General features: G+C 64.2%; 14 protein-coding genes. 8 read left to right on the plus strand and 6 right to left on the minus strand.

Annotated features, from left to right (window positions below):
* Positions 1-152: 152 nt before the first annotated feature.
* From ASD12_RS17025 to ASD12_RS17040, 4 genes are all read left to right on the plus strand, one after another.
* Entirely contained in the window at positions 153-4,214 is a 4,062-nt protein-coding gene (locus tag ASD12_RS17025; protein ID WP_056588373.1) for a peptidoglycan-binding protein, read from the plus strand.
* A 192-nt stretch (positions 4,215-4,406) separates the two neighbouring features.
* Positions 4,407-5,330, plus strand: a complete 924-nt coding sequence (locus ASD12_RS17030) for a sulfite exporter TauE/SafE family protein (protein ID WP_056588376.1) — start codon at positions 4,407-4,409, stop codon at positions 5,328-5,330.
* Positions 5,330-6,121, plus strand: coding sequence for a TIGR02186 family protein (locus ASD12_RS17035; RefSeq protein WP_056588379.1), 792 nt, complete (start codon positions 5,330-5,332; stop codon positions 6,119-6,121). The genes ASD12_RS17030 and ASD12_RS17035 overlap by 1 nt, the downstream gene beginning before the upstream one ends.
* A gap of 169 nt (positions 6,122-6,290) precedes the next feature.
* The gene (locus ASD12_RS17040) at positions 6,291-7,547 is read left to right on the plus strand and encodes an Hsp70 family protein (RefSeq protein WP_056588381.1); all 1,257 of its coding nucleotides are present in this window, start codon (positions 6,291-6,293) and stop codon (positions 7,545-7,547) included.
* 61 nt (positions 7,548-7,608) lie between these two features.
* Here ASD12_RS17040 and ASD12_RS17045 read toward each other — a convergent pair whose 3' ends face one another.
* Positions 7,609-8,511 carry a LysR family transcriptional regulator gene (locus ASD12_RS17045; RefSeq protein ID WP_056588385.1) on the minus strand — a complete coding sequence of 301 codons (903 nt, stop codon included), beginning with the start codon at positions 8,509-8,511 and terminating at the stop codon, positions 7,609-7,611.
* A 278-nt stretch (positions 8,512-8,789) separates the two neighbouring features.
* Between ASD12_RS17045 and ASD12_RS17050 the strand changes: the two genes are divergently transcribed.
* The 3 genes from ASD12_RS17050 to ASD12_RS17060 are packed head-to-tail and all read left to right on the plus strand — an operon-like array spanning position 8,790 to position 13,390.
* Entirely contained in the window at positions 8,790-11,720 is a 2,931-nt protein-coding gene (locus ASD12_RS17050; RefSeq protein WP_056588388.1) for a molybdopterin oxidoreductase family protein, read from the plus strand.
* Positions 11,717-12,451, plus strand: a complete 735-nt coding sequence (locus tag ASD12_RS17055; protein WP_056588391.1) for a 4Fe-4S dicluster domain-containing protein — start codon at positions 11,717-11,719, stop codon at positions 12,449-12,451. The genes ASD12_RS17050 and ASD12_RS17055 overlap by 4 nt, the downstream gene beginning before the upstream one ends.
* Before the next feature lie 3 nt (positions 12,452-12,454).
* Complete coding sequence (locus ASD12_RS17060) at positions 12,455-13,390, plus strand: DmsC/YnfH family molybdoenzyme membrane anchor subunit (protein ID WP_056588394.1); 936 nt, start codon at positions 12,455-12,457, stop codon at positions 13,388-13,390.
* A gap of 7 nt (positions 13,391-13,397) precedes the next feature.
* On the opposite strand, the gene pdeM is transcribed toward ASD12_RS17060, so the two are convergent.
* The 5 genes from pdeM to ASD12_RS17085 all read right to left on the minus strand — a co-directional run bounded on the left by pdeM (position 13,398) and on the right by ASD12_RS17085 (position 19,468).
* On the minus strand, positions 13,398-14,114 hold the full coding sequence (pdeM, locus tag ASD12_RS17065) for a ligase-associated DNA damage response endonuclease PdeM (RefSeq protein WP_056588396.1): 717 nt from the start codon (positions 14,112-14,114) through the stop codon (positions 13,398-13,400).
* Positions 14,111-16,660: a ligase-associated DNA damage response DEXH box helicase gene (locus ASD12_RS17070; protein WP_056588399.1), complete on the minus strand. Its 2,550-nt coding sequence runs from the start codon at positions 16,658-16,660 to the stop codon at positions 14,111-14,113. The genes pdeM and ASD12_RS17070 overlap by 4 nt, the downstream gene beginning before the upstream one ends.
* Before the next feature lie 67 nt (positions 16,661-16,727).
* Positions 16,728-17,588 (minus strand): NlpC/P60 family protein, encoded by an 861-nt coding sequence (locus ASD12_RS17075; RefSeq protein ID WP_056588402.1) that lies wholly within the window; start codon positions 17,586-17,588, stop codon positions 16,728-16,730.
* 92 nt (positions 17,589-17,680) lie between these two features.
* The gene (locus ASD12_RS17080) at positions 17,681-18,031 is read right to left on the minus strand and encodes a MarR family winged helix-turn-helix transcriptional regulator (protein ID WP_056588405.1); all 351 of its coding nucleotides are present in this window, start codon (positions 18,029-18,031) and stop codon (positions 17,681-17,683) included.
* Between the two features lie 72 nt (positions 18,032-18,103).
* Positions 18,104-19,468 (minus strand): leucyl aminopeptidase family protein, encoded by a 1,365-nt coding sequence (locus tag ASD12_RS17085; RefSeq protein WP_082525489.1) that lies wholly within the window; start codon positions 19,466-19,468, stop codon positions 18,104-18,106.
* Positions 19,469-19,594: 126 nt separating this feature from the next.
* Between ASD12_RS17085 and ASD12_RS17090 the strand changes: the two genes are divergently transcribed.
* On the plus strand, positions 19,595-20,416 hold the full coding sequence (locus tag ASD12_RS17090) for a tetratricopeptide repeat protein (protein WP_056588434.1): 822 nt from the start codon (positions 19,595-19,597) through the stop codon (positions 20,414-20,416).
* The last annotated feature ends 153 nt before the right edge of the window (positions 20,417-20,569 follow it).

The raw sequence follows: 20,569 nt of genomic DNA on the forward strand, positions 1-20,569 counted from the left end.
ATCCTGTATCGAATTTTTCACGGTTTTTCGGAGCGCGGGTGAGAACCCGGGAAGCTCGTCTTCCACCGCGGCATAGCCGCAGGTCGCCTTCGTTCCGACAGGGACTTGGGGAACTGGCCACGAGCCAGCCATTCTGAAAGACGGACGCACCTATGAACAGCAAGCGGTCCTATCTCGATACACTCAACGCCGGCAGGCAGCGCAGGCCGCAGACCACGCTCGAGCAGTTGAACCAGTCGCTGGAGACGCTGGAGCAGCGGCTGGAGCGGACGCGCGAGGATCCGATGGCACGTCCCGATCTCCGCCAACCCGATCCCCGCCAATATGGCGCCGATGCGCGCTATCCCGCCGCCCGGCCCACTGGCCAGCAGCGCTGGTATGAGGACCCGCAGCCGACGCTGCGCCCGAAGAGCCCGATGCAGCAGGGAGCCACCGCTTACCAGGCCATTGCCCATGACATCGATCGCGTGCGCGGCCAGGAGGACGGCGTGGCCATGGTCGGCAAGATCGCCGGCGAGTTGCGCGGCATGCGCGAGGAATTGCGCCACCAGATGACTGCTGGGCTGCAGCGCGAATTCGAAGCGCTGCGCAAGGACATCGAGCGGGCTTTCCAATCGGGTGCCAGGCCCGGCGCTTCGGCCAAGGGCAGCGCCGAGCTCGGTCTTGAATTCGAACGGCTTTCCGGCGCCATCCAGACGCTGGCCGAGAAGAGCGACGACAGAAGCGTCAACATGCTGCGGCTCGAGCTCGAACAGGTCAAAGCCGCGCTCGAGACGCTGGCACGCGAAGAGAGCGTGCAGAAGGTCGACCGCCGCTGGGACGATTTCGATCGCCGCTGGACGGCTTTCGAGGACCGCGTCGACGCCGACCAGCGCAAGCGCTCGGACGACCCCGGCCTGTCGATGCTGACCGACCGGCTGGAGCAGATCAGCAATGCCGTCAACAACCTGCCTGAATCGCTATCGTTGCGCTCGCTTGAGGAGAAGGTGCGCACGCTTGCCGGCGCCGTCGACCATTTCGCCAGCCAGCAAGACAACCGCGGCAGCGACACGCTTGGCATGATCGACGAGCGGCTGGATGAGATTTCCCGCGCCATCGTTGCATCGACGGTCGCGGCGCAAGCCAATTCATTCGACCACGAGGCTTTCGAGCGCATCGAAAAGCGGATCGACTCGCTTGCCCATCAGATCGAGGAAGTGGCGCAGGATCGGCCCGGCAACGCGGTCATGGACCGGCTGGGTACGCTGTCGAGCCGGGTCGACGAGCTTGCCGGCCGCGCCAATCTGCCCGAGCAGGCGATGGAGCGCCTGGCCAAGCAGATCGCACTCATCGCCGACAAAATCGATCAGGCGCCCGCCATGCCCGACGCCGACTACATCTTCCACGGGCTGGAGCAACGCTTCGACGTGCTGTCGGGCATGATGGAACGCCGCCAGGGTGACGCCATCGAACAGGGGAACATGCTGTTCCGCGATCTCGAACGCCGACTGGACGAGGTTGCCGACAGGCTCGACCAGCGCATGCCGCAGGTCGACAGCGCCGGCATCATGGAAGCCATCGATGCCCGCTTCACCGCGCTTGCCAAGCGCATGGAAACGCGTGTTCCCGATCCCGCAGGCGAAGCGGCGATCCGCGGCCTGGAAAGCCGGCTCGAAGACATTTCAAGCCGGCTGGACGCATCGGCCGCGCAGGTGGCCGGCATCGATCCGGCGCTGATCCGCAGCCTGGAGGCACAGGTCGCCGGCCTGTCCGCCCATCTTTCCAAGCCGAGCACGCCGCTGCCGGAATTCGAGGACATCAGCCCGCGTCTCAACGAAATTGAAAAGTCGCTCGCTGGAACCCGCGATTCCATCCTTGGCGCGGCGCGCGAAGCGGCCGAGAACGCAGTGCAATCGCTGGCCGGTTCGAGCGCCAATACGACCGCCGTTTCCGGCCTTGCCCAGGATTTGAAGACGCTTGAAACGCTGACGCGGCGCTCCGACGAGCGCAATTCGAGAACATTCGAGGCCATCCACGACACGTTGCTCAAGATCGTCGACCGGCTGGGTTCGCTCGAACCCGGCGAGCCGGTCGAGGCGATGAGCGAACTGCTGGATGCGGCACAGGTCGAGCCGAGCAACTGGCGCGGTGCACGGCGACCCAAGATGGCTGTAGACGCGCCGTCGATGGATATCGATCAGCCCCAGCCATTGACTGGGGACATGGCCGATCTCGATGGCCGCGCCGCCGCCATCCTGCGCAATGAGCCGGTTGCTCGCAGCGACCTCGGCGCGCATGGCGGCCTGGGCACGCATAGCGGCCTGGGCACGCATAGCGGCCTGGGCACGCATAGCGGCCTGGGCACTCGCACGCCCGCCGAGGCTGCCGCTGCCGCGGCCATGGCTGCGCTCGGTTCCGACACGATTGCCGAGAAGAACGACCAGGCGGGCGGGCGTAAATCGTTGTTCGGCGGGCTGGCCCGCGCCTTCAAGGGCAAGAAGGAGGCGGACATTCCGCCGCTGGCCGGCTCGGCGTCGAATGCTTCTGTACCGAGCGTCGATCTCGACGAGCCGCTCGATCCGAAAATGGCCAACCGGCCGTTGGAGCCCGGCTCCGGCGCACCTGACCTCAATGCCATCATGAAGCGCGTGCGCGACGAGCGCGGCCAGCCGGCCAAGCCCAGCGATACCGACGCAGCGAAATCGGATTTCATCGCCGCGGCCCGACGCGCGGCACAGGCCGCGGCCGCCGAGGCCGATGCGCTGAAGCGCCAGTCGACGATAACGGGACCGGTGAAGGCGCTGCGGATCGGCGATTTGCTCAGGGCACGGCGCAAGCCGATCCTGATGGGGACAACCGCGATCTTGCTGGCGCTGGGTGCCCTGCAACTGGGCAAGGCCTTCTTCGCCGAACCTGGCCAAGTGGCGAGCAACGACGTCGCGCCGATCGTCGCCTCACGGCCGATGAAAACCGCCTCATTCGAGGCCGCTGGCCAGCCAAAGACAGACATTCAGCCTCCGGCAGCAGAAAGCGCGCCGGACCGGGTCGTCAGACAGGCCGAACCGTCCGAACCGCTAACCAAGGACGATATGGCATCGCAAACCCCGATGGCCTCGCCGCCGGGCGCTGAGCCGTCGATGGATGCCGCCGCGCCGCCAGCCCAGCCGGCTGCTGCACCGTTCGCTTCGGCTGCGCTCGCCGATGCGAACGCGGCGGCGTCCGACACGACAGTTTCTGCTGTGCCTGCCCCGGCTGCTGCGACCTCCGCTGAAGCAACCGACACCACCACCCGGCCGATGGCGGCTCAGCCGACCACCGCCGGGGACACCACAGGCGCGGTTCCGCCGGCGGACGCTTCGCCGGCGGCAGCGACGGCAAAGTTCGACATTCCCGCCGACGCCGGCCCGGTCGCCTTGCGCGATGCCGCCGCCGGCGGCGATGCCAAGGCGCTGTTCGAGATCGGCTCGCGCTATGCCGATGCGCGCGGCGTCAAGGAAGACATGGTGGCAGCGGCCAAATGGTACGAGAAGTCAGCGGAACTCGGCTTCGCGCCGGCCGAATACCGCATCGGCAATTTCTACGAAAAGGGCATCGGCGTCGCGCGCGACATCAAGAAGGCGAAGACCTGGTACCAGCTTTCCGCGGAGCAGGGCAACGCCAGCGGCATGCACAATCTGGCCGTGCTGTTCGCCATGGCCGCAGACGGCGTGACCGACAATGAATCGGCCGCGCACTGGTTCCAGGCGGCGGCAGATGTCGGCGTCAAGGACAGCCAGTTCAATCTCGGCATCCTCGCCGCCAAGGGCGTCGGCATGAAGCAGAACCTCGAGGAATCCTACAAATGGTTCGCGCTCGTCGCCAAGACTGGTGACAAGGATGCCGCGGCCAAGCGTGACGAGATCGCCAATGCGCTGCGGCCAGAGCAGCTCGAACGCGCCCGCGCCGCGACCGAACTGTGGAAGGCCAAGCCGCTGGATGCGGCAGCCAATTCGGCCGACATTCCCGAGTCCTGGCAGGACGGCGCACCGCAGACGACCGCCAGCATCGACATGAAGAAGGCCGTCCAGAACATCCAGCGCATTCTCAACAAGAACGGCTATGACGCCGGCGGCGCCGACGGCAAGATGGGCCAGAAGACGAAGACCGCGATCATGGCTTTCCAGACCGACAACAAGATGGCGGCGACCGGCGAGGTCGATGAAAAACTGGTCAAGGCGCTGCTGGCGCGCAAATAACGGCAGAGGCGTCGCTTCCACGACGCCCTTGCCACACATTTGCCTGTTAACTGATTGAGATGTTTTTTGTTTCGGCGGCGTAGCGCGGTTTGACTTCGCGGCACCTCCGGCGCAAGAACGAATTGGCTTGTCGGTCCAAGATGCCCGCAACGGTTGCATTCGCCAACAGGCAGAACTGATCGAGACTGACGGGTGGGCATCTATCTCCCGATCGCGGAAATTTCCGTCAACGTCTTCGTCCTGCTGGCCATGGGTGCGGCGGTGGGTTTCCTGTCGGGCATGTTCGGCGTCGGCGGCGGCTTCCTCATCACGCCGCTCTTGATCTTCTACAACATACCCCCGGCGATCGCGGTCGCCACCGGCGCCAACCAGGTCATCGCCTCCTCCGTCTCCGGCGTCCTTTCGCACATGAAGCGAGGGACGCTCGACTTCAAGCTCGGTGGGGTGTTGCTGGCCGGCGGCATTGTCGGTTCCACCGGCGGCATCTACGTCTTCGCCTTCCTGCGCAGGCTCGGCCAGCTCGACCTGTTCATCTCGCTGCTCTACGTCGTGCTGCTCGGCACTGTCGGCGGGCTGATGCTGGTCGAGAGCGTCAATGCGCTGCGCGCCACGCGCAGCGGTGCGGCACCGGTGCTGAAGAAATCCGGCCAGCACAACTGGATCCACCGCTTGCCGCTGAAGATGCGCTTCAGGGCCTCAAAACTGTTCGTCAGCGTCATCCCGGTGCTCGGCCTTGGCGCTGGTATCGGCTTCCTGTCGTCGATCATGGGTGTCGGCGGCGGCTTCATCATGGTGCCGGCGCTGATCTATCTGCTGAAAGTGCCGACCAACGTGGTCATCGGCACCTCGCTGTTCCAGATCATCTTCACCTCCGCTTATACGACACTGGTCCACGCCACCACCAACCAGACGGTCGACGTCGTGCTGGCCTTCCTGCTGATGGCGGGCGGCGTCGCCGGCGCGCAATATGGCGCCAAGGCCGGTCAGAGGCTGCGCGGCGAGCAGCTCCGGGCCTTGCTGGCGCTGCTAGTGCTGGCGGTGGCGATACGATTGGCCATCGATCTTTTCGTCACCCCACCCAATCTCTATTCGCTGTCTGCCTTGGACCTCAACTGATGAGGGCTCCGAACGCATTCGCAACCGCTATTTTCCTGTCGTTGCTTGCGGCCGCCGCGCCGGCGAAGGCGCAGACCCCGCTGACGGAAGGCATCCAGATCGGGCTCTCCACCGACAATGTCGCCATCACCGCCGGCTTTTCCGGCGCCGACCTGACCATCTTCGGTTCGCTGGAGAATCCTGATCCACTCGTCGCGCGCCAGGGCCGCTACGATGTCATCGTCGTGCTCGAAGGCCCGCCCAAGCCGGTGGTGGTACGCCGCAAGGACCGGGTGCTCGGCGTCTGGGTCAATCTGGACTCCGAGACCTTCGAGAACGTGCCGATGTCCTATTCGGTGGCGACGACGCGGCCGCTGCAGGACATCACCGAGCCCAACAGCTACAAGCAGCTGTCGCTCGGCGCCTCCAACCTCTACATGCAGCCCGCCGACGCCGGCGACAGCCCGGCGACGATCGAGGAATTCACCGCTGCGTTGCGAGAGCGCAAGTCGGCGACCGGCCTCTACAGCGAGAATGTCGGCGGCGTGCAATTCCTGTCGCAGAACCTGTTCCGCGCCACCGTCAGGCTGGCGCCGAATGTTCCGGTCGGCACCCACAAGGCGCGCGCCTTCCTGTTCAAGAGCGGCCTGTTCATCAAGGAAAGCTCGGCCCAGCTCGAAATCCGCAAGTCCGGTTTCGAACAGTCGATCTTCCGTGTCGCCCACAATTATTCCTTCCTCTATGGCATCTTCGCGATATCGCTGGCCATGCTGACGGGTTGGCTTGGAAGAGTGATCTTCCGAAAGGACTGAGGCGTCCAAAAGGGGTTTCCCTTTCGCCGATCATGCTATAGACCGCACCTCCCCGCCCGACGGGCAAACACGCACAATTCAATTCGGCAGAGTGGTCCGGTTGCCCGGACTGAGGCGCACGTCTCCCGGCGAGCGCCGATCCGATGCCTGGAGAAGACAGGAGGCTGCTTTGCGACCAGCATTCGGCGGTATCGACTTCGGCACTTCAAACTCTACCGTTGGCGTGGTCCGTAACGGGCAGCCGCGCCTTGTCGCGCTTGAGGACGGCCAGGTCACGCTGCCAAGTGCGGTGTTCTTCAACTTCGAGGACAACCGCACCTGTTTTGGCCGCGACGCCATCGCCAACTACACCGACAGCATCGATGGCCGGCTGATGCGTTCGCTGAAGAGCGTGCTCGGCAGTTCGCTGGCCCACGAGAAGACCCGCATCAAGGCGCGCTCGATCGGCTTCATGGAGATCGTCGGCATGTTCCTCGGCCATCTCAAGAAGAGGCTGGAAGCAGCTGTCGGCGATACGGTAGAGACCGTCGTGCTTGGCCGGCCGGTGCAATTCGTCGATGACGACGCCGAAGCCGACGCGAAGGCGCAAAGCGAACTCGAGAATGCCGCGCGCGCCCAGGGCTTCAAGCACATCGCTTTCCAGTTCGAGCCGATCGCAGCGGCGCTCGACTACGAGCAGAAGGTGACGCGCGAGGAACTGGCACTGATCATCGACATGGGCGGCGGCACGTCGGACTTCTCGATCGTGCGCGTTTCACCGCAGCGCTCCCGTTCGCTCGACCGCAAGGACGACATCCTGGCCAGCCGGGGCGTCCATATCGGCGGCACGGATTTCGACCGGCTGCTGAGCATCGCTCATGTGATGCCTCAGCTCGGCTATTTGACTCCAACCAAGGACGGCAAGCGCAACCTGCCGGCCAGCTACTTCATCGATCTCGCGACATGGCAGCGCATCAATCTGGTCTACACCGCCAAGGCGATGACGCATCTGCGCCAGATCCGCTACGAGGCCGAGCGCGCCGACCTGGTCGACCGCTTCATCCACATCGTCGAACATCGTTACGGACATGCGCTGGCGGCACTTGTTGAAAAGGCCAAGATAGAGCTGACCGACAGCTCGTCCGCGGAGGTCGAGGTGAAGCTGCCAGGTGCGGAGTTCGCCGCCGAAATCACGCGCAGGGGGCTGGACGCCACGATTGCCAGGGACATCGAGCGGGTCACAGCAACGGTGGCGCAGACCATCCGGGACGCTGAGGTGAAGCCGTCCGACATCACCGCGGTGTTCCTGACCGGCGGATCGACCGCGATCCCGCTGGCAAGGCGAGAAATCCTGTCGCTGGTGCCGCAGGCATCCGTCATCGAAGGCGACATGTTCGGCTCGGTAGGACTTGGGCTGGCGCTGGATGCGCAACGCAAATTCGGCTGATCTCGGCCCTTTTGATACTCAATGCCGGCCTGCAAATGGCTGACCCGAATCTCAACGGACCCTACCTTGGTGCAGACCCGTTCATCTCCGCGCCGAGATGCGCCTTGAGCGCCATCTGGGCCAGGCTTGCCTGGCGATCGCGATGGGTGATCATGGCGAAGTCGCGTTTCGGCAATTCGAGCGGCACGGACCTGAGACTGCCTTCGGCCACGGCGCGGGCGACGACAAGCTCCGAGATGATCGTGGCGCCAGCACCCGCCTCGACCGCCTGGCGGATAGCCTCATTGCTCGGCAGCACCAGGAATATCCTGAGGTCGGCGAGCGAAATTCCTTCGCGGCGCGCCAGATCCTCCAGCACTTCGCGGGTGCCGGAACCGCCCTCTCGGATGATCCAACGCAGGTCCTTGATGTCGGAGTGGCCGGGCGCGACTTCGGCGATCTCCGGATGCGAGCTGGCAACCACCAGCATCAGCCTGTCGACGTCGACCTTGGTGCGGCGCAGGATGTCGGACTCGGTGCGCCCCTCGACCAGGCCGAGATCCGCCGCGCCATCGAGGACATTGGCCTCCACCTGCCTGGTGTTGCCGATGCTGACGCTCAGCCTGACGGCGGGATAGGCTTCGTGGAAGGAAGCCAGCCGGCGCGGCAGCCAGTAGCTGGCGATGGTCTGGCTGGCGGCGATCGAGAGGCTGCCGGTGACTGTCTGCGAGACGTGCTCCAGCACATTGCGGGCGGCGGCGGCCCGTTCGAGCACGGCCTTGGCTTCGGGCAGGAACCGGTGTCCGGTCTGGGCAAGCTCGATGTTGCGGCCGACCCGGTTGAACAGATGCACGCCGTGCTGTTCTTCAAGCGCTCGGATGGCGGCCGATGCGGCCGACTGCGAAATGCCCAGCAGTTCGGCAGCTTTGGTCATATGGCCGCGCTCGGCGACGGCGACGAAAATCCGCAACTGATCAAGGGTCATGGGCGCATTAAGAACCAATATCGATCGAATTTACAAGAACAACTGATTAGACAGATCGATAGCTTTATTCTAGGTTTTTGAGCGAAGTTAGAAAAAATTCGCCGAGAGATCGCAGAGAGCAGAATGATCGGGCGGTTCAGATCCCTGCTTGCGCATTGGACTCGCGGCATAAGGCGGCGGCTGGCCGGTGATCGCTATCACCCGGAAGAGCATTATATGCGCGGCCCCGGACCGAAGACGCGAGCCAAATCCATGGGCCGAACAGGCACTACCGGATCATGATGCACGGATCGCCACGCGGCGCGAATTCGGCACCATCGCAACGCCCGCTTGCCGACACGCGCGCACCGGATGAAGGCGATGGCGTCGACACCTCGCCTGACGTTTCCGACAGCATTGCCAAGACGACCTGCTACATGTGCGCCTGCCGCTGCGGCATCGACGTGCACATCAAGGATGGCAAGGTCCGCTACATCAACGGCAACAAGGATCATCCGGTCAATCGCGGCGTGATCTGCGGCAAGGGCAGCTCCGGCATCATGCAGCATTACAGCCCGGCAAGGCTGAAGAAGCCATTGCTGCGCACCGGCCCGCGCGGCTCCGGCGAGTTCCGCGAGATCGAGTGGGAAGAGGCGTTTTCGATCGCCACCGAACGGCTCTCGGCCATCCGCCGGACCGACCCCAAGAAACTGGCCTTCTTCACCGGCCGCGACCAGTCGCAGTCGCTGACCGGCTGGTGGGCGAGCCAGTTCGGTACACCGAACTTCGCTGCCCATGGCGGCTTCTGTTCGGTCAACATGGCGGCCGGCGGCCTCTACACGATCGGCGGCTCGTTCTGGGAGTTCGGTGAACCCGACTGGGACAACACCAGATATTTCATGCTGTTCGGCGTCGCCGAGGACCATGATTCCAACCCGATCAAGATCGGCCTCGGCAAGCTCAAGGCGCGCGGTGCCAAGGTGGTGTCGATCAACCCGTGCCGCACCGGCTACAATGCCATTGCCGACGACTGGGTCGGCATCCGGCCCGGCACCGACGGCCTGTTCGTGTTCGCCCTCATCCACGAATTGCTGAAGGCCGGCCGCGTCGATCTCGACTATTTGCTGCACTACACCAATGCCCATGCCCTCGTAGTGCAGGAGCAAGGTGCAGCCGATGACGGGTTGCTGGTGCGCGATGGCGACGGCAATCCACTGGCCTGGGACAGAGTTGCCAAAAGACCGGTCAGCGCTACCGATGCCAGTGCGAAACCGGCACTGACCGGCAGCTTCACCATTGATGGCCGGCGCTGCGTTCCGGTGTTCCAGTTGATCGCCGACCGCTACCTCAATGAGAGCTATGCGCCGGACGCGGTCGCCGAGCGCTGCGGCATTGCCGCCGATACGATCCGCAAGATCGCCGCCGAACTTGCGCATGTCGCTTTCGAACAGACGATCGAATTGCCGATCGCCTGGACCGACTGGGCCGGGCGCCGCCACGAGACCATCAAGGGCCGGCCTGTTTCGATGCACGCCATGCGCGGCATCTCGGCCCACTCGAACGGTTTTCACACGTGCCGCGCCATCCATCTGCTTCAGGTGCTGTTGGGCACGGTGGATGTCCCCGGCGGTTTCCGTTTCAAGCCGCCCTACCCCCGATCCGCGCCGCCCGGGCCGAAACCGGCGGGCAAGACCGTCAAGCCGATGACGCCGCTTGACGGCATGCCGCTCGGCTTCGTCTGTGGGCCGGACGACCTGCTGGTCGATGAGGCCGGCACGCCTGTTCGCATCGACAAGGCCTATTCCTGGGACGCGCCGCTGGCGGCACACGGTCTGATGCATACCGTCATCCGCAACGCCTGGGCCGGCGATCCCTACAGGATCGACACGCTCATGATGTACATGTCGAACATGGCGTGGAATTCCTCGATGAACACCGTCGAGACCATTGCGATGCTGACCGACCATGATGGCGAGGGCAACTACAGGATCCCCTTCATCATCTATTCCGACGCCTATTATTCCGAGACCGTGCCGTTCGCCGACCTCGTGCTGCCGGACACGACCTATCTCGAGCGCCACGACTGCATCAGCCTGCTCGACCGGCCGATCAGCCATGCCGACGGACCCGGTGACGCCATCCGCCATCCCGTCGTCGAGCCTGACCGTGACGTCAGGCCGTTCCAGTCGGTGCTGATCGAACTCGGTGCCCGGCTTGGCCTGCCCGGTTTCGTCGATGACGACGGCTCCGCCATGTACCGCGACTATGCCGACTATATCGTCAACCATGAGCGCACGCCCGGCATCGGCCCGCTCGCCGGGTGGCGCGGCAAGGACGGGACCTCGACCGGCAGGGGCGAGGCCAACCCGGACCAATTACAGCGCTACATCGACAATGGCGGCTTCTGGCATCACGATTTTGCTGACGACCAGCGCTACTACAAGATGGCCAACCGCTCCTATCTCGATTTCGCGGAGCAGATGGGCTTTATCCCCAAGGCGGAGCCGATCGTCTTCCAGCTCTATTCCGAGCCGTTGCAGCGTTTTCGTCTGGCCGCGCGTGGGCACGGTCGCGTCTTGCCGCCGGAGGGCGATCGCCAGCGCATCGAGACCTATATGGACCCGCTGCCTTTCTGGTACATGCCCTTCGAGGAAGCGGTCGTCGACCTCGAAAAATATCCGCTGCATGCGCTGACGCAAAGGCCGATGCACATGTACCATTCCTGGGGTTCGCAGAATGCGTGGTTGCGGCAGATCACCAGCCAGAATCGGCTGTTTGTGCATCACCGGACGGCAACTGGCCTTGGCCTTGTCGATGACGACTGGGTGTGGATCGAGAGCATCAATGGCAGGGTGAAGGGGCAGATCAAGCTGATCGACGGGGCGAACGAAAGCACGGTCTGGACTTGGAACGCCATCGGCAAGCGGCGCGGCAGCTGGGGGCTGAAGGACGACGCGGCCGAATCCAACCGTGGCTTCCTGCTCAACCACATCATCGGCGACCAGACCTCGGCCGATGCTCAGGGCAAGCGCTATTCGAACTCCGATCCGGTGACCGGCCAGGCGGCGTGGTTCGACCTGCGCGTGCGCATCGTCAAATGCGCAGCGGAAGAAGCTGGCTTCACCGAGCCGCAGTTCGAGCGTTTTCAGCAGCCGCCGCATTTCGTGCCCTCACCCGACAAGCTGACTTTCGGTGCCGAGTTCCGCCGTGCAAGAGAGGCGGCCGAATGACCTGTCTGCCAAGTCAAAGCGGCAAGAAGCTCGGCCTTGTCATCGATCTCGACACCTGCGTCGGCTGCCAGGCCTGTGTCACCGCCTGCAAGGAATGGAACACCGGCGGCCACATGGCGCCGCTGACCGACATCGACCCTTATGGCGGCCATGTCGACGGCGTCTGGTTCAACCGCGTGCACAGCTACGAGCACACCACCGAAATGGGCGGGCGCACCGTCAACTTCCCGCGTTCCTGCCTGCATTGCGAGACGCCGGCCTGCGTCACCGTCTGCCCGACCGGTGCCTCCTACAAGCGGGCCTCAGACGGCATCGTGCTGATCGATGAGGACAAGTGCATCGGCTGCAAATTGTGCAGCTGGGCCTGCCCCTACGGGGCACGCGAATTCGACACCGACGTCGGGGTGATGAAGAAATGCACGCTGTGCGTCGACCGCATCTACAATGACAATCTGGCCGAGGAAGACCGCGTGCCGGCCTGCGTCGCCGCTTGCCCGACCAGTGCCCGCCATTTCGGCGATCTCGGCGATCCGCAGTCGGCTGTCTCGCAACTGGTGGCGGAGCGTGGCGGCGTCGACCTGATGCCTGAACTCGGCTATCGCCCGACCAACAAATACCTGCCGCCGCGCGCCCACACCACGCGCGCGGCATCGGTGGCAGCACCCGCGCTCGAACCGGTGCGGGCCGAAGGCGGCTTCCTTGGCTGGGTCGACCGCATGCTTTCGAACTAGCCCATGCATCCAGCGTTCTCCGTCGTCTTCTTCACCACCGCCACCGGCGCCGGCTATGGCCTGCTGGCACTGCTTGGCGTGCTCGGAGGCTTCCAGATCATTCCGCTCGATTTCTGGCTGGGCTTCATCGGCATGGGGCTGGCACTCGGCCTGATCGTGGCCGGGTTGTTGTCGTCGACAGGTCATCTCGGCCGCCCCGAACGCGCCTGGCGGGCGTTCTCGCAATGGCGGAGTTCATGGCTGTCGCGCGAAGGCGTCGCCTCAGTCACTACTTTTATCCCGGCGGGACTGTTCGGCATCGGCTGGGTGTTCTTTGGCAGCAGCGGCGGTTGGGTGACGGTGGCCGGATTGCTGACGGCCTGTGGTGCCGTCGTCACCGTCTGCACCACAGGCATGATCTACGCGTCGCTGAAACCGATCGCCCAGTGGCACAGCCGCTTCACCCTGCCCGGCTATCTCATTTTTTCGGCGATGACCGGCAGTGTGATTCTGAACGCACTGTTGCAGGGTTTTGGCCGGGGCTCGACTGCGATTCTGGCATTCTCGCTGCTGCTGGTCTTGCTCGGCTGGGGTTGGAAGCTGGCGACCTGGCGATACAATGACGCGCTGGAAATCCCGACCAATGCCAACACCGCGACGGGGTTGGCCGGCGGTACCGTGCGGACGCTGGAATGGCCGCATACCGAGGAGAACTATCTGCTGAAGGAAATGGGCTTTCGCATCGCGCGCAAGCACAGCGCGCGGCTGCGCCAGATCACGCAGTGCGTGGCCTTCGCCCTGCCCGTCTTTCTGCTTGCCGCCACATTCACCCTGCCCTGGCCCTTCGCAACGGCGGCGTCACTGCTCGCCGCGATCGTGCAGTTCGCCGGCATGCTGGTCGAACGCTGGCTGTTCTTCGCCGAGGCGAAGCACACCGTCACGCTCTACTACGGCAGATAGGGCAGTTTCAGCCGGGCCTGAGCATCGAGCGCGAAATGGCGAAGATACGGTCCGTGCCCAGCATATAAGCCATTAGCGTGTCCAGCCGGAACAACCCGGCATAGGCGCGGTCGAGCACGTTGAGCGAGCCGGTATAGGCACCGAAGGCGGGCATGATCATGCGGCCGCCGTCACCGGCAAAACAGCGCCGCCGCACGGAACGACCCTGCTGCACGATGCGGGCGCAAGGATGCAGATGCCCCGCTATTTCGCCCTCGACGCGCAGCTTCGACGGCTCATGCCGGAACAGCAGCGAGCCGATGGCGAGTTCGCGCACCGTCTCGCCGGGCAGATCGGCGGGCGCTTCCGGGTCATGATTGCCGGCGACCCAGAACCAGTCGCGGCCGGCCATCAGCGCTTCCAACCGCTCGCGGAAGCTCGCATGCATGCGCTGGGCGCCGCCGCCATCGTGGAAGCTATCGCCCAGGCTGATGACGATCGACGGCTGGTAGTCTGATATGACGGCTTGCAGTCTCAGCAAGGTCGCGCCGGTGTCGTAAGGCGGGATCAATGCGCCGCGGCGCGCCAACGACGACCCTTTTTCGAGATGCAGGTCGGACACGGCCAGAAGCCGCAGATCGGGGAAATAGAGCACGCCGCGCGGGTCACAGACGGCGCGCTCGCCGGCGATGCCGACAAGGTCGGCCTCTGCGATCAGCGAAGCGCGCGCCAGCGAAAAATTCATTCCTCAGCCATTCCCGGCCCCATGGCCTCCTCGACCAATGTCGCCGCGTCCATCAGCAGTGTCTCGTCGGCCTCGCCGTTGACCGGCATCTTGCCGATCTCGAGCATGATCGGCACGGCAAGCGGCGAAATCTGTTCGAGTGCCTTATGCACGATTCGACCCTGGATACGCGAGAGCATGTCGGCAAGTCTGCTGACATCGAGCAGACCGGTCGCCGCATCGGCGCGTGTCGCCTGAAGCAGGATGTGGTCGGGCTCATGGCTGCGCAGCACATCGTAGATCAGGTCGGTCGACACGGTGACCTGACGGCCGCTTTTCTCCTGGCCCGGATGACGTTTCTCGATCAGTCCCGAAATCAGCGCGCAGTTGCGGAAGGTGCGCTTGAGGAGCCAGCTGTCGGCCAGCCAGGCTTCGAGATCGTCGCCCAGCATGTCCTGGTCGAAAAGCGCACTGAGCGAAGGTTTCCTGGCTTTGAACATCGTGCCCATGTCGCCCAGCGACCATATGGCCAGCGCATAGTCGGTGGCGACAAAGCCGAGCGGCCTGGCTCCCGCCCTGTCGAGGCGGCGGGTGAGCAGCATGCCAAGCGTCTGGTGCGCCAGCCTGCCCTCGAACGGATAGGCCACCAGATAATGGCGGTTGCCGCGCGGAAAGGTTTCGATCAGCAGGTCGTCGCGTTTGGGCAGCACCGATTTGTCGGCCTGGAACCGCAGCCAGTCGGCCACCTGCTCCGGCAGCTTCTTCCATCGCTGCGGGTCGTCCAGCATGATGCGGACCTGTTCGGCGAGGTAGGTCGAAAGCGGAAACTTGCCGCCGCCATAGTAGGGCACCTTGGCATCGCTACCCGGCGCGTTCGACACGAAGCACTCATTCTCGCGAATGCCTTCGAAGCGCAGCACCTTGCCGGCAAACATGAACGTATCGCCATGCGTTAGCGTTTCGAGGAAGGCCTCCTCGATCTTGCCGAGAACCTTGCCGCCGCGCGAAGCCGAGCCTTTGCTGCCAGCCTTGACGTAGCGCACGTTGAGCGCCGGCACCTCGATAATGGTGCCGACATTCAACCTGTATTGCTGGGCGATGCGCGGATTTGACACTCGCCAGAACCCATCCTTGTTCAGGCGGATGCGGGCATAGCGCTCGTAATTCTTGAGCGCATAGCCGCCGGTGGCGACGAAATCGATAACGCGGTCGAATGTCGACCGATCGAGGCTGGCATAGGGGGCCGCGGTTCGCACTTCCTCGAACAGATCATCGGCACGGAACGGCGCACCACAGGCGCAGCCCAGAACATGCTGCGCCAGCACGTCGAGGCCGCCATTGATCAACGGCGGCGTGTCCTGGGCGCCGAGATAGTTGGCGTCGAGTGCTGCCCGGCATTCGAGCACCTCGAAGCGGTTGGCCGGGATCAGGATCGCCTTCGACGGCTCGTCCATGCGGTGGTTGGCGCGGCCGATGCGCTGCGCCAGCCGGCTGGCGCCCTTCGGCGCGCCGACATGCACGACCAGATCGACATCGCCCCAGTCGATGCCGAGATCGAGCGTCGAGGTGGCGACGATGGCGCGCAAGGCGTTGTCACCCATCGCCTTCTCGACGCGCCGGCGCTGGGCGACGTCGAGCGAGCCGTGGTGCAGGGCAATCGGCAAGTTGTCCTCGTTGACCCGCCACAATTCCTGGAAAAGCAACTCGGCCTGGCTGCGCGTGTTGACGAACAGCAGGGTCGTCTTGTGACGCTTGATCTCGCGGTAGATCTCGGGCGTGGCGTAGCGCGCCGAGTGTCCTGCCCATGGCACGCGCTCTTCCGAATCGAGGATGGAGATATCGGGCTTCGCGCCGCCTGTCACGACAATGAGCTCAGCCATGTCGGGGCTTGTTGGACCTTTGGGCGGATTCTGGCTGACCAGCCAGCGCCGCAACTCGTCCGGCTCGGCCACCGTGGCCGACAGGCCGATCGTCTGCAAGCCAGGGACAAAACTGCGCAGCCGCGCCAGACCGAGCGCCAAAAGATGTCCGCGTTTCGATGTCACCAGCGAATGCAACTCGTCGAGCACGACGTAGCGTAAGTCGTCGAAGAAGCGCCTCGCATCGCCTGCCGAGATCAACAACGCCAATTGCTCGGGCGTGGTCAGCAGGATGTCGGGCGGCACCAGCTTCTGGCGCTGGCGCTTGTGCGCGGGGGTGTCGCCGGTACGGGTCTCGATGGTGACGGGTAGACCGATCTCCTCAACCGGCTTGCCGAGATTACGCTCGATGTCGACAGCCAATGCCTTGAGAGGCGAGATGTAGAGCGTATGGATGCCGCGCTGCGCCTGGCCTGGCTTTCGCCTTGGTCGGACAGCCAGTTCGGTCAGCGAGGGCAGGAAGCCGGCCAGCGTCTTGCCGGCGCCGGTCGGCGCTATCAGCAGGACCGACTGTCCGGCCTGGGCTTTCGCCAGAAGTTCAATCTGATGGGCGCGCGGCGACCAGCCCTTTTCGCCAAACCACCTGATGAATGGTTCGGGCAGGGCTACGGTGGCATTCTGTTCGGCAAGGCGCGGCTGCTCTGTCACCCGCCACAGGTAGCGCGACGGCAGTCAATCGCCAAGAAAAATCGGAACAAAAGGGGATCGTTCTTCCCTACGGTCGCCGAAAGCCTGTAGGGCCGCCATAGAGATAGCCGATGCGGGCGACGGCGTCCTTCAACCCTTCGCGCGACACCAGCATGGTGTGGCCGTTGGCGTGGATCATGGTTTCGGCGTCGGTCATGACGGCGACATGGCCCTTCCAGAACACCAGATCGCCGCGCCGCAGCCCTGAGAAATCAGGGCCCGGCTCGAGCGGCTCGCCGAGCGTCTCCGCCTGCATGTCGGAATCGCGCAGCGCGTTCCTGCCGGTCATGCGCATCGCCAGTTGCACCAGGCCAGAACAGTCGATGCCGAAACCGGAAGTACCACCCCAAAGATAAGGTGTTCCAAGAAACGTCTCGGCAACCGCGACATAGTCGGAGGCTGCTTCACTGAGCGGCCGCAGATGACCCGCGATGATCGCCTCGCCGGATGGCAGGACTGCATAGTGCGTGCCACGCGTGTCGGCGGCATCCGTCACCGTCACCGTCGATCCCATCGACAATTGTCCGGCGATCGGAAAGCGCAGATCCGGCCCGGGGTAGAGGAAGGTGCGCGGCACGCAAACGATGTGCGTGGGCGCAAGGTCCCGCCCGCCCAGCATCGTGTCGGCGACATAGCCGACATAGCCGTCGCGTTCGGCCTGAACCCACGCCCAGCCCTCGGTGACCTCGAAGACGAGGACATCATCGCCGAACAGAAGTTGCGTGTTGACGCCGGCATCCGGCCGCGGCGCCTTGCGCATATCGGCAACGGGCGCGGTGATCCGCGCCGACCGGCCAGCGACGAAGCGGTCGGCAGCGACCTCGCCCTTCAGCCGCGCGTCGGCAAGGTCGGAACGGAAAGCGTGAAGGCGGGCATCCCTGGCAGTCAAATCGGGTATCTCTTCTATTTTGTTTGAGCCTGATCTTGTCCGAAAACCGGCCTCCACTTTTCGGGATCACGCTCTCTAGATGGGGAATTCGCTCAAATCGGCAGTTCGTGGGCCTTGGCGATGATACCATCGCCGAAGCGCTCGACAAAGAGCGCGCCCTCGACGGTGCGCCTGATCAAGACATTGCGCTTGTCGAGTTCGTCGCGATGCCGCGACACCAGTTTCAGCGCGCCCATCGTGTCGAGCGCGCGGGTGATCACTGGCTTGGTGACATTGAGGCGGGCGGCGAGCCCGCGCACGGTGTGCGGCGGCGGGTCGAGATAGATGGTGAACAGGATCGCCGTCTGGCGCATGGTCAGGTCGGGCGCGTCGTCGCGCACCTGCGACAGCATCACTTGCTGCCACAGTCGCAAGGCCTGGCTCGGGCGCATCGCAATCGACATCGCGCCAGCATGACGGCAAATTGTTTCGGTTCCGTTTCAGTTTCCGCAATTTGCCGGCTCTGGCTACAGCTATCACCCGTAGCGTTTCGAGATGATCCGCTCCAGCGCGCGGATGCCTTGCGCCTCGCCGCCGGCGGGGCCATGCGGGCGATCGGCGGGGTTCCAGGCGAAGATGTCGAAATGCGCCCAGCCCGCGGTCTTTTCGACAAAGCGCTTGAGGAACAGTGCCGCCGTGATCGAGCCGGCGAAACCATCCGTGGTGACATTGTTGATGTCGGCGATCTTCGACGACAATTTTGCATCGTAAGGCCGCCACAGCGGCATGCGCCACAGCGGATCCTCGGCCGCGATGGAAGCGGCCGCCAGGTCGGCTGCCAGCGCTTCGTCACCGGTGTAGAAGGGTGGCAGGTCGGGGCCGAGCGCGACACGGGCAGCCCCGGTCAGTGTCGCCATGTCGACCAGAAGCTGCGGCTCCTCCTCGTCGGCCAGCGCCAGGGCATCGGCCAGCACCAGCCGCCCCTCGGCATCCGTGTTGCCGATTTCGACAGTGATGCCCTTGCGGCTCGTCAGCACGTCGCCGGGACGGAAAGCATTGCCGGCAATCGAATTCTCGACCGCGGGGATGAGCACGCGCAGCCGCAAATTCAGGCCGGCAGCCATGATCATCGAGGCGAGGCCAAGGACATTGGCAGCACCGCCCATGTCCTTCTTCATCAACAGCATGCCGGACGACGGCTTGATGTCGAGACCGCCAGTATCGAAACAGACGCCCTTGCCGACCAGCGTCACCTTCGGCGCACCTTGCTGCCCCCATCTCATGTCAATCAGGCGCGGCGCGCCGGCCGACGCGCGGCCGACGGCATGGATCATCGGGAAGTTCTGATCGAGGAGATCGTCGCCCTTCACCGCCGAGACTTCGGCCTTGTGCCTGCCTGCCAGGGTCCGCACCGCCTGCTCCAGGTCTTCCGGGCCCATATCGCTGGTCGGCGTGTTGACCAGATCGCGTGTCAGGAAGACGCCATCGGCAATGCGGCGAACGCGCCCGGCATCGACCCTGGACGGCAGTTCGAAGCGCAGCGCCTTGCCTGGTTTCTTGCCATAACGGGTGAAGACATAGCCGCCGAGCACCAGCGCGGTGGCCGCGAGTTCGGGCTCGGCCGGCACCGAGGCGAAATGCCAGTCGCCTTCCGGCAGGGCTTTCGACAGTGCGCCGAGGGCGAGCGCGCCTTCGCCTTCGCCGATACCGAACAACGCGCCGCCGAGCGCTCCGTTTTCGCCGGGCACGACCAGCGTCCTGCCTGGCTCGCCGGAAAAGCCGTTGGCTCTGGCCCAGGCGACGGCGGCTGACGCAACACCCGTCGCCTCGAGACCGTCCCTGGCTACCAGATGGACCGGCAGTGAGCCCGGCAGTTTCTCCTCGACGAGTTCAACAGGCATTCGATGTTCTCCATGCGGCGACCTTCGAGTCGCCGTTCTTAACCGTCCGTTAGGGTTAACAGAATATTTCTGCGGGAGGGAAGACGGCCACGCAATGGCCGCGCATGAATGGAGGCTTAGGTAGCCATGCCGACCAACCGCACGATCAACGCCAGGGGAAAACGGCTCATCACCACCACCCTTGCGCTGGTGCTCGCAGCGGGCGTCGCCGGCTGCGCAACCGACAAGCTTTCCACCGGCTCGATCGGGCGCACCAGCGGAAAACCGCTGGAAACCATGTCGGCGGGAGAACTGCACACTGCGACGACGTCACTTGGCCAATCCTACGCCAGGAACCCCAACGACAAGCGAATAGCGACAAATTATGCCGCGGCACTGCAGATGGATGGCGACGCCGACCAGTCGCTCGCCGTGATGCGCAAGCTGGCGATCGCTCTGCCGAAGGATCGTGACGTGCTCGCCGCCTATGGCAAGGCGCTGGCCGCCAATGGCCAGTTCGAGGCAGCACTCGATGCCGTGCGCCGCGCCCAAACGCCGGAATATCCCGACTGGAGGCTGGTGTCGGCCGAAGCGGCCATTCTCGACCAGACCGGCCAGAAGGACGATGCGCGCCAGCTTTACCGCAAGGCGCTCGAACTCAAGCCGAACGAGCCTTCGGTGCTCTCCAATCTTGGCATGTCCTATGTGCTGGAAGGTGACCTGCGCACCGCCGAAACCTATATGCGCTCGGCCGCGCAGCAGCCGAACGCGGACAGCCGGGTCCGCCAAAACCTGGCGCTGGTCGTCGGTCTGCAAGGCCGCTTCGACGAAGCCGAGAAGATCGCCTCACAGGAACTCTCTCCCGAACAGGCGCAGGCAAATGTCGCCTATCTCAGGCAGATGCTGGCCCAGCAAAATGCCTGGAGCCAGCTCAAGGATCAGGACAAGTCAAAGTCCGCGACCAACTGAGGCGACGATCGTTGTAGCCACCATCAATGAAGAAGCCGCGCTGCATGCAGCGCGGCTTCAGACTGCTGACAAACCCCTGGCATTTGCCGGGGGTTTTTGATTCACTGGGTCATGTTGAAGCGACCCGCCCCTGAACAGACCGCGCTCGAGATG

The sequence above is a fragment of the Mesorhizobium sp. Root102 genome (assembly GCF_001425625.1).
GTDB lineage: Bacteria > Pseudomonadota > Alphaproteobacteria > Rhizobiales > Rhizobiaceae > Mesorhizobium.

What these genes read in the sequence shown, in the direction of transcription:
- ASD12_RS17025 (WP_056588373.1), top strand. Translation starts at nt 153, where the DNA reads ATGAACAGCAAGCGGTCCTATCTCGATACACTCAACGCCGGCAGGCAG.
- ASD12_RS17035 (WP_056588379.1), top strand. Translation starts at nt 5,330, where the DNA reads ATGAGGGCTCCGAACGCATTCGCAACCGCTATTTTCCTGTCGTTGCTT.
- ASD12_RS17045 (WP_056588385.1), bottom strand. Translation starts at nt 8,511, where the DNA reads ATGACCCTTGATCAGTTGCGGATTTTCGTCGCCGTCGCCGAGCGCGGC.
- ASD12_RS17050 (WP_056588388.1), top strand. Translation starts at nt 8,790, where the DNA reads ATGATGCACGGATCGCCACGCGGCGCGAATTCGGCACCATCGCAACGC.
- ASD12_RS17055 (WP_056588391.1), top strand. Translation starts at nt 11,717, where the DNA reads ATGACCTGTCTGCCAAGTCAAAGCGGCAAGAAGCTCGGCCTTGTCATC.
- ASD12_RS17060 (WP_056588394.1), top strand. Translation starts at nt 12,455, where the DNA reads ATGCATCCAGCGTTCTCCGTCGTCTTCTTCACCACCGCCACCGGCGCC.
- pdeM (WP_056588396.1), bottom strand. Translation starts at nt 14,114, where the DNA reads ATGAATTTTTCGCTGGCGCGCGCTTCGCTGATCGCAGAGGCCGACCTT.
- ASD12_RS17080 (WP_056588405.1), bottom strand. Translation starts at nt 18,031, where the DNA reads ATGTCGATTGCGATGCGCCCGAGCCAGGCCTTGCGACTGTGGCAGCAA.
- ASD12_RS17085 (WP_082525489.1), bottom strand. Translation starts at nt 19,468, where the DNA reads ATGCCTGTTGAACTCGTCGAGGAGAAACTGCCGGGCTCACTGCCGGTC.
- ASD12_RS17090 (WP_056588434.1), top strand. Translation starts at nt 19,595, where the DNA reads ATGCCGACCAACCGCACGATCAACGCCAGGGGAAAACGGCTCATCACC.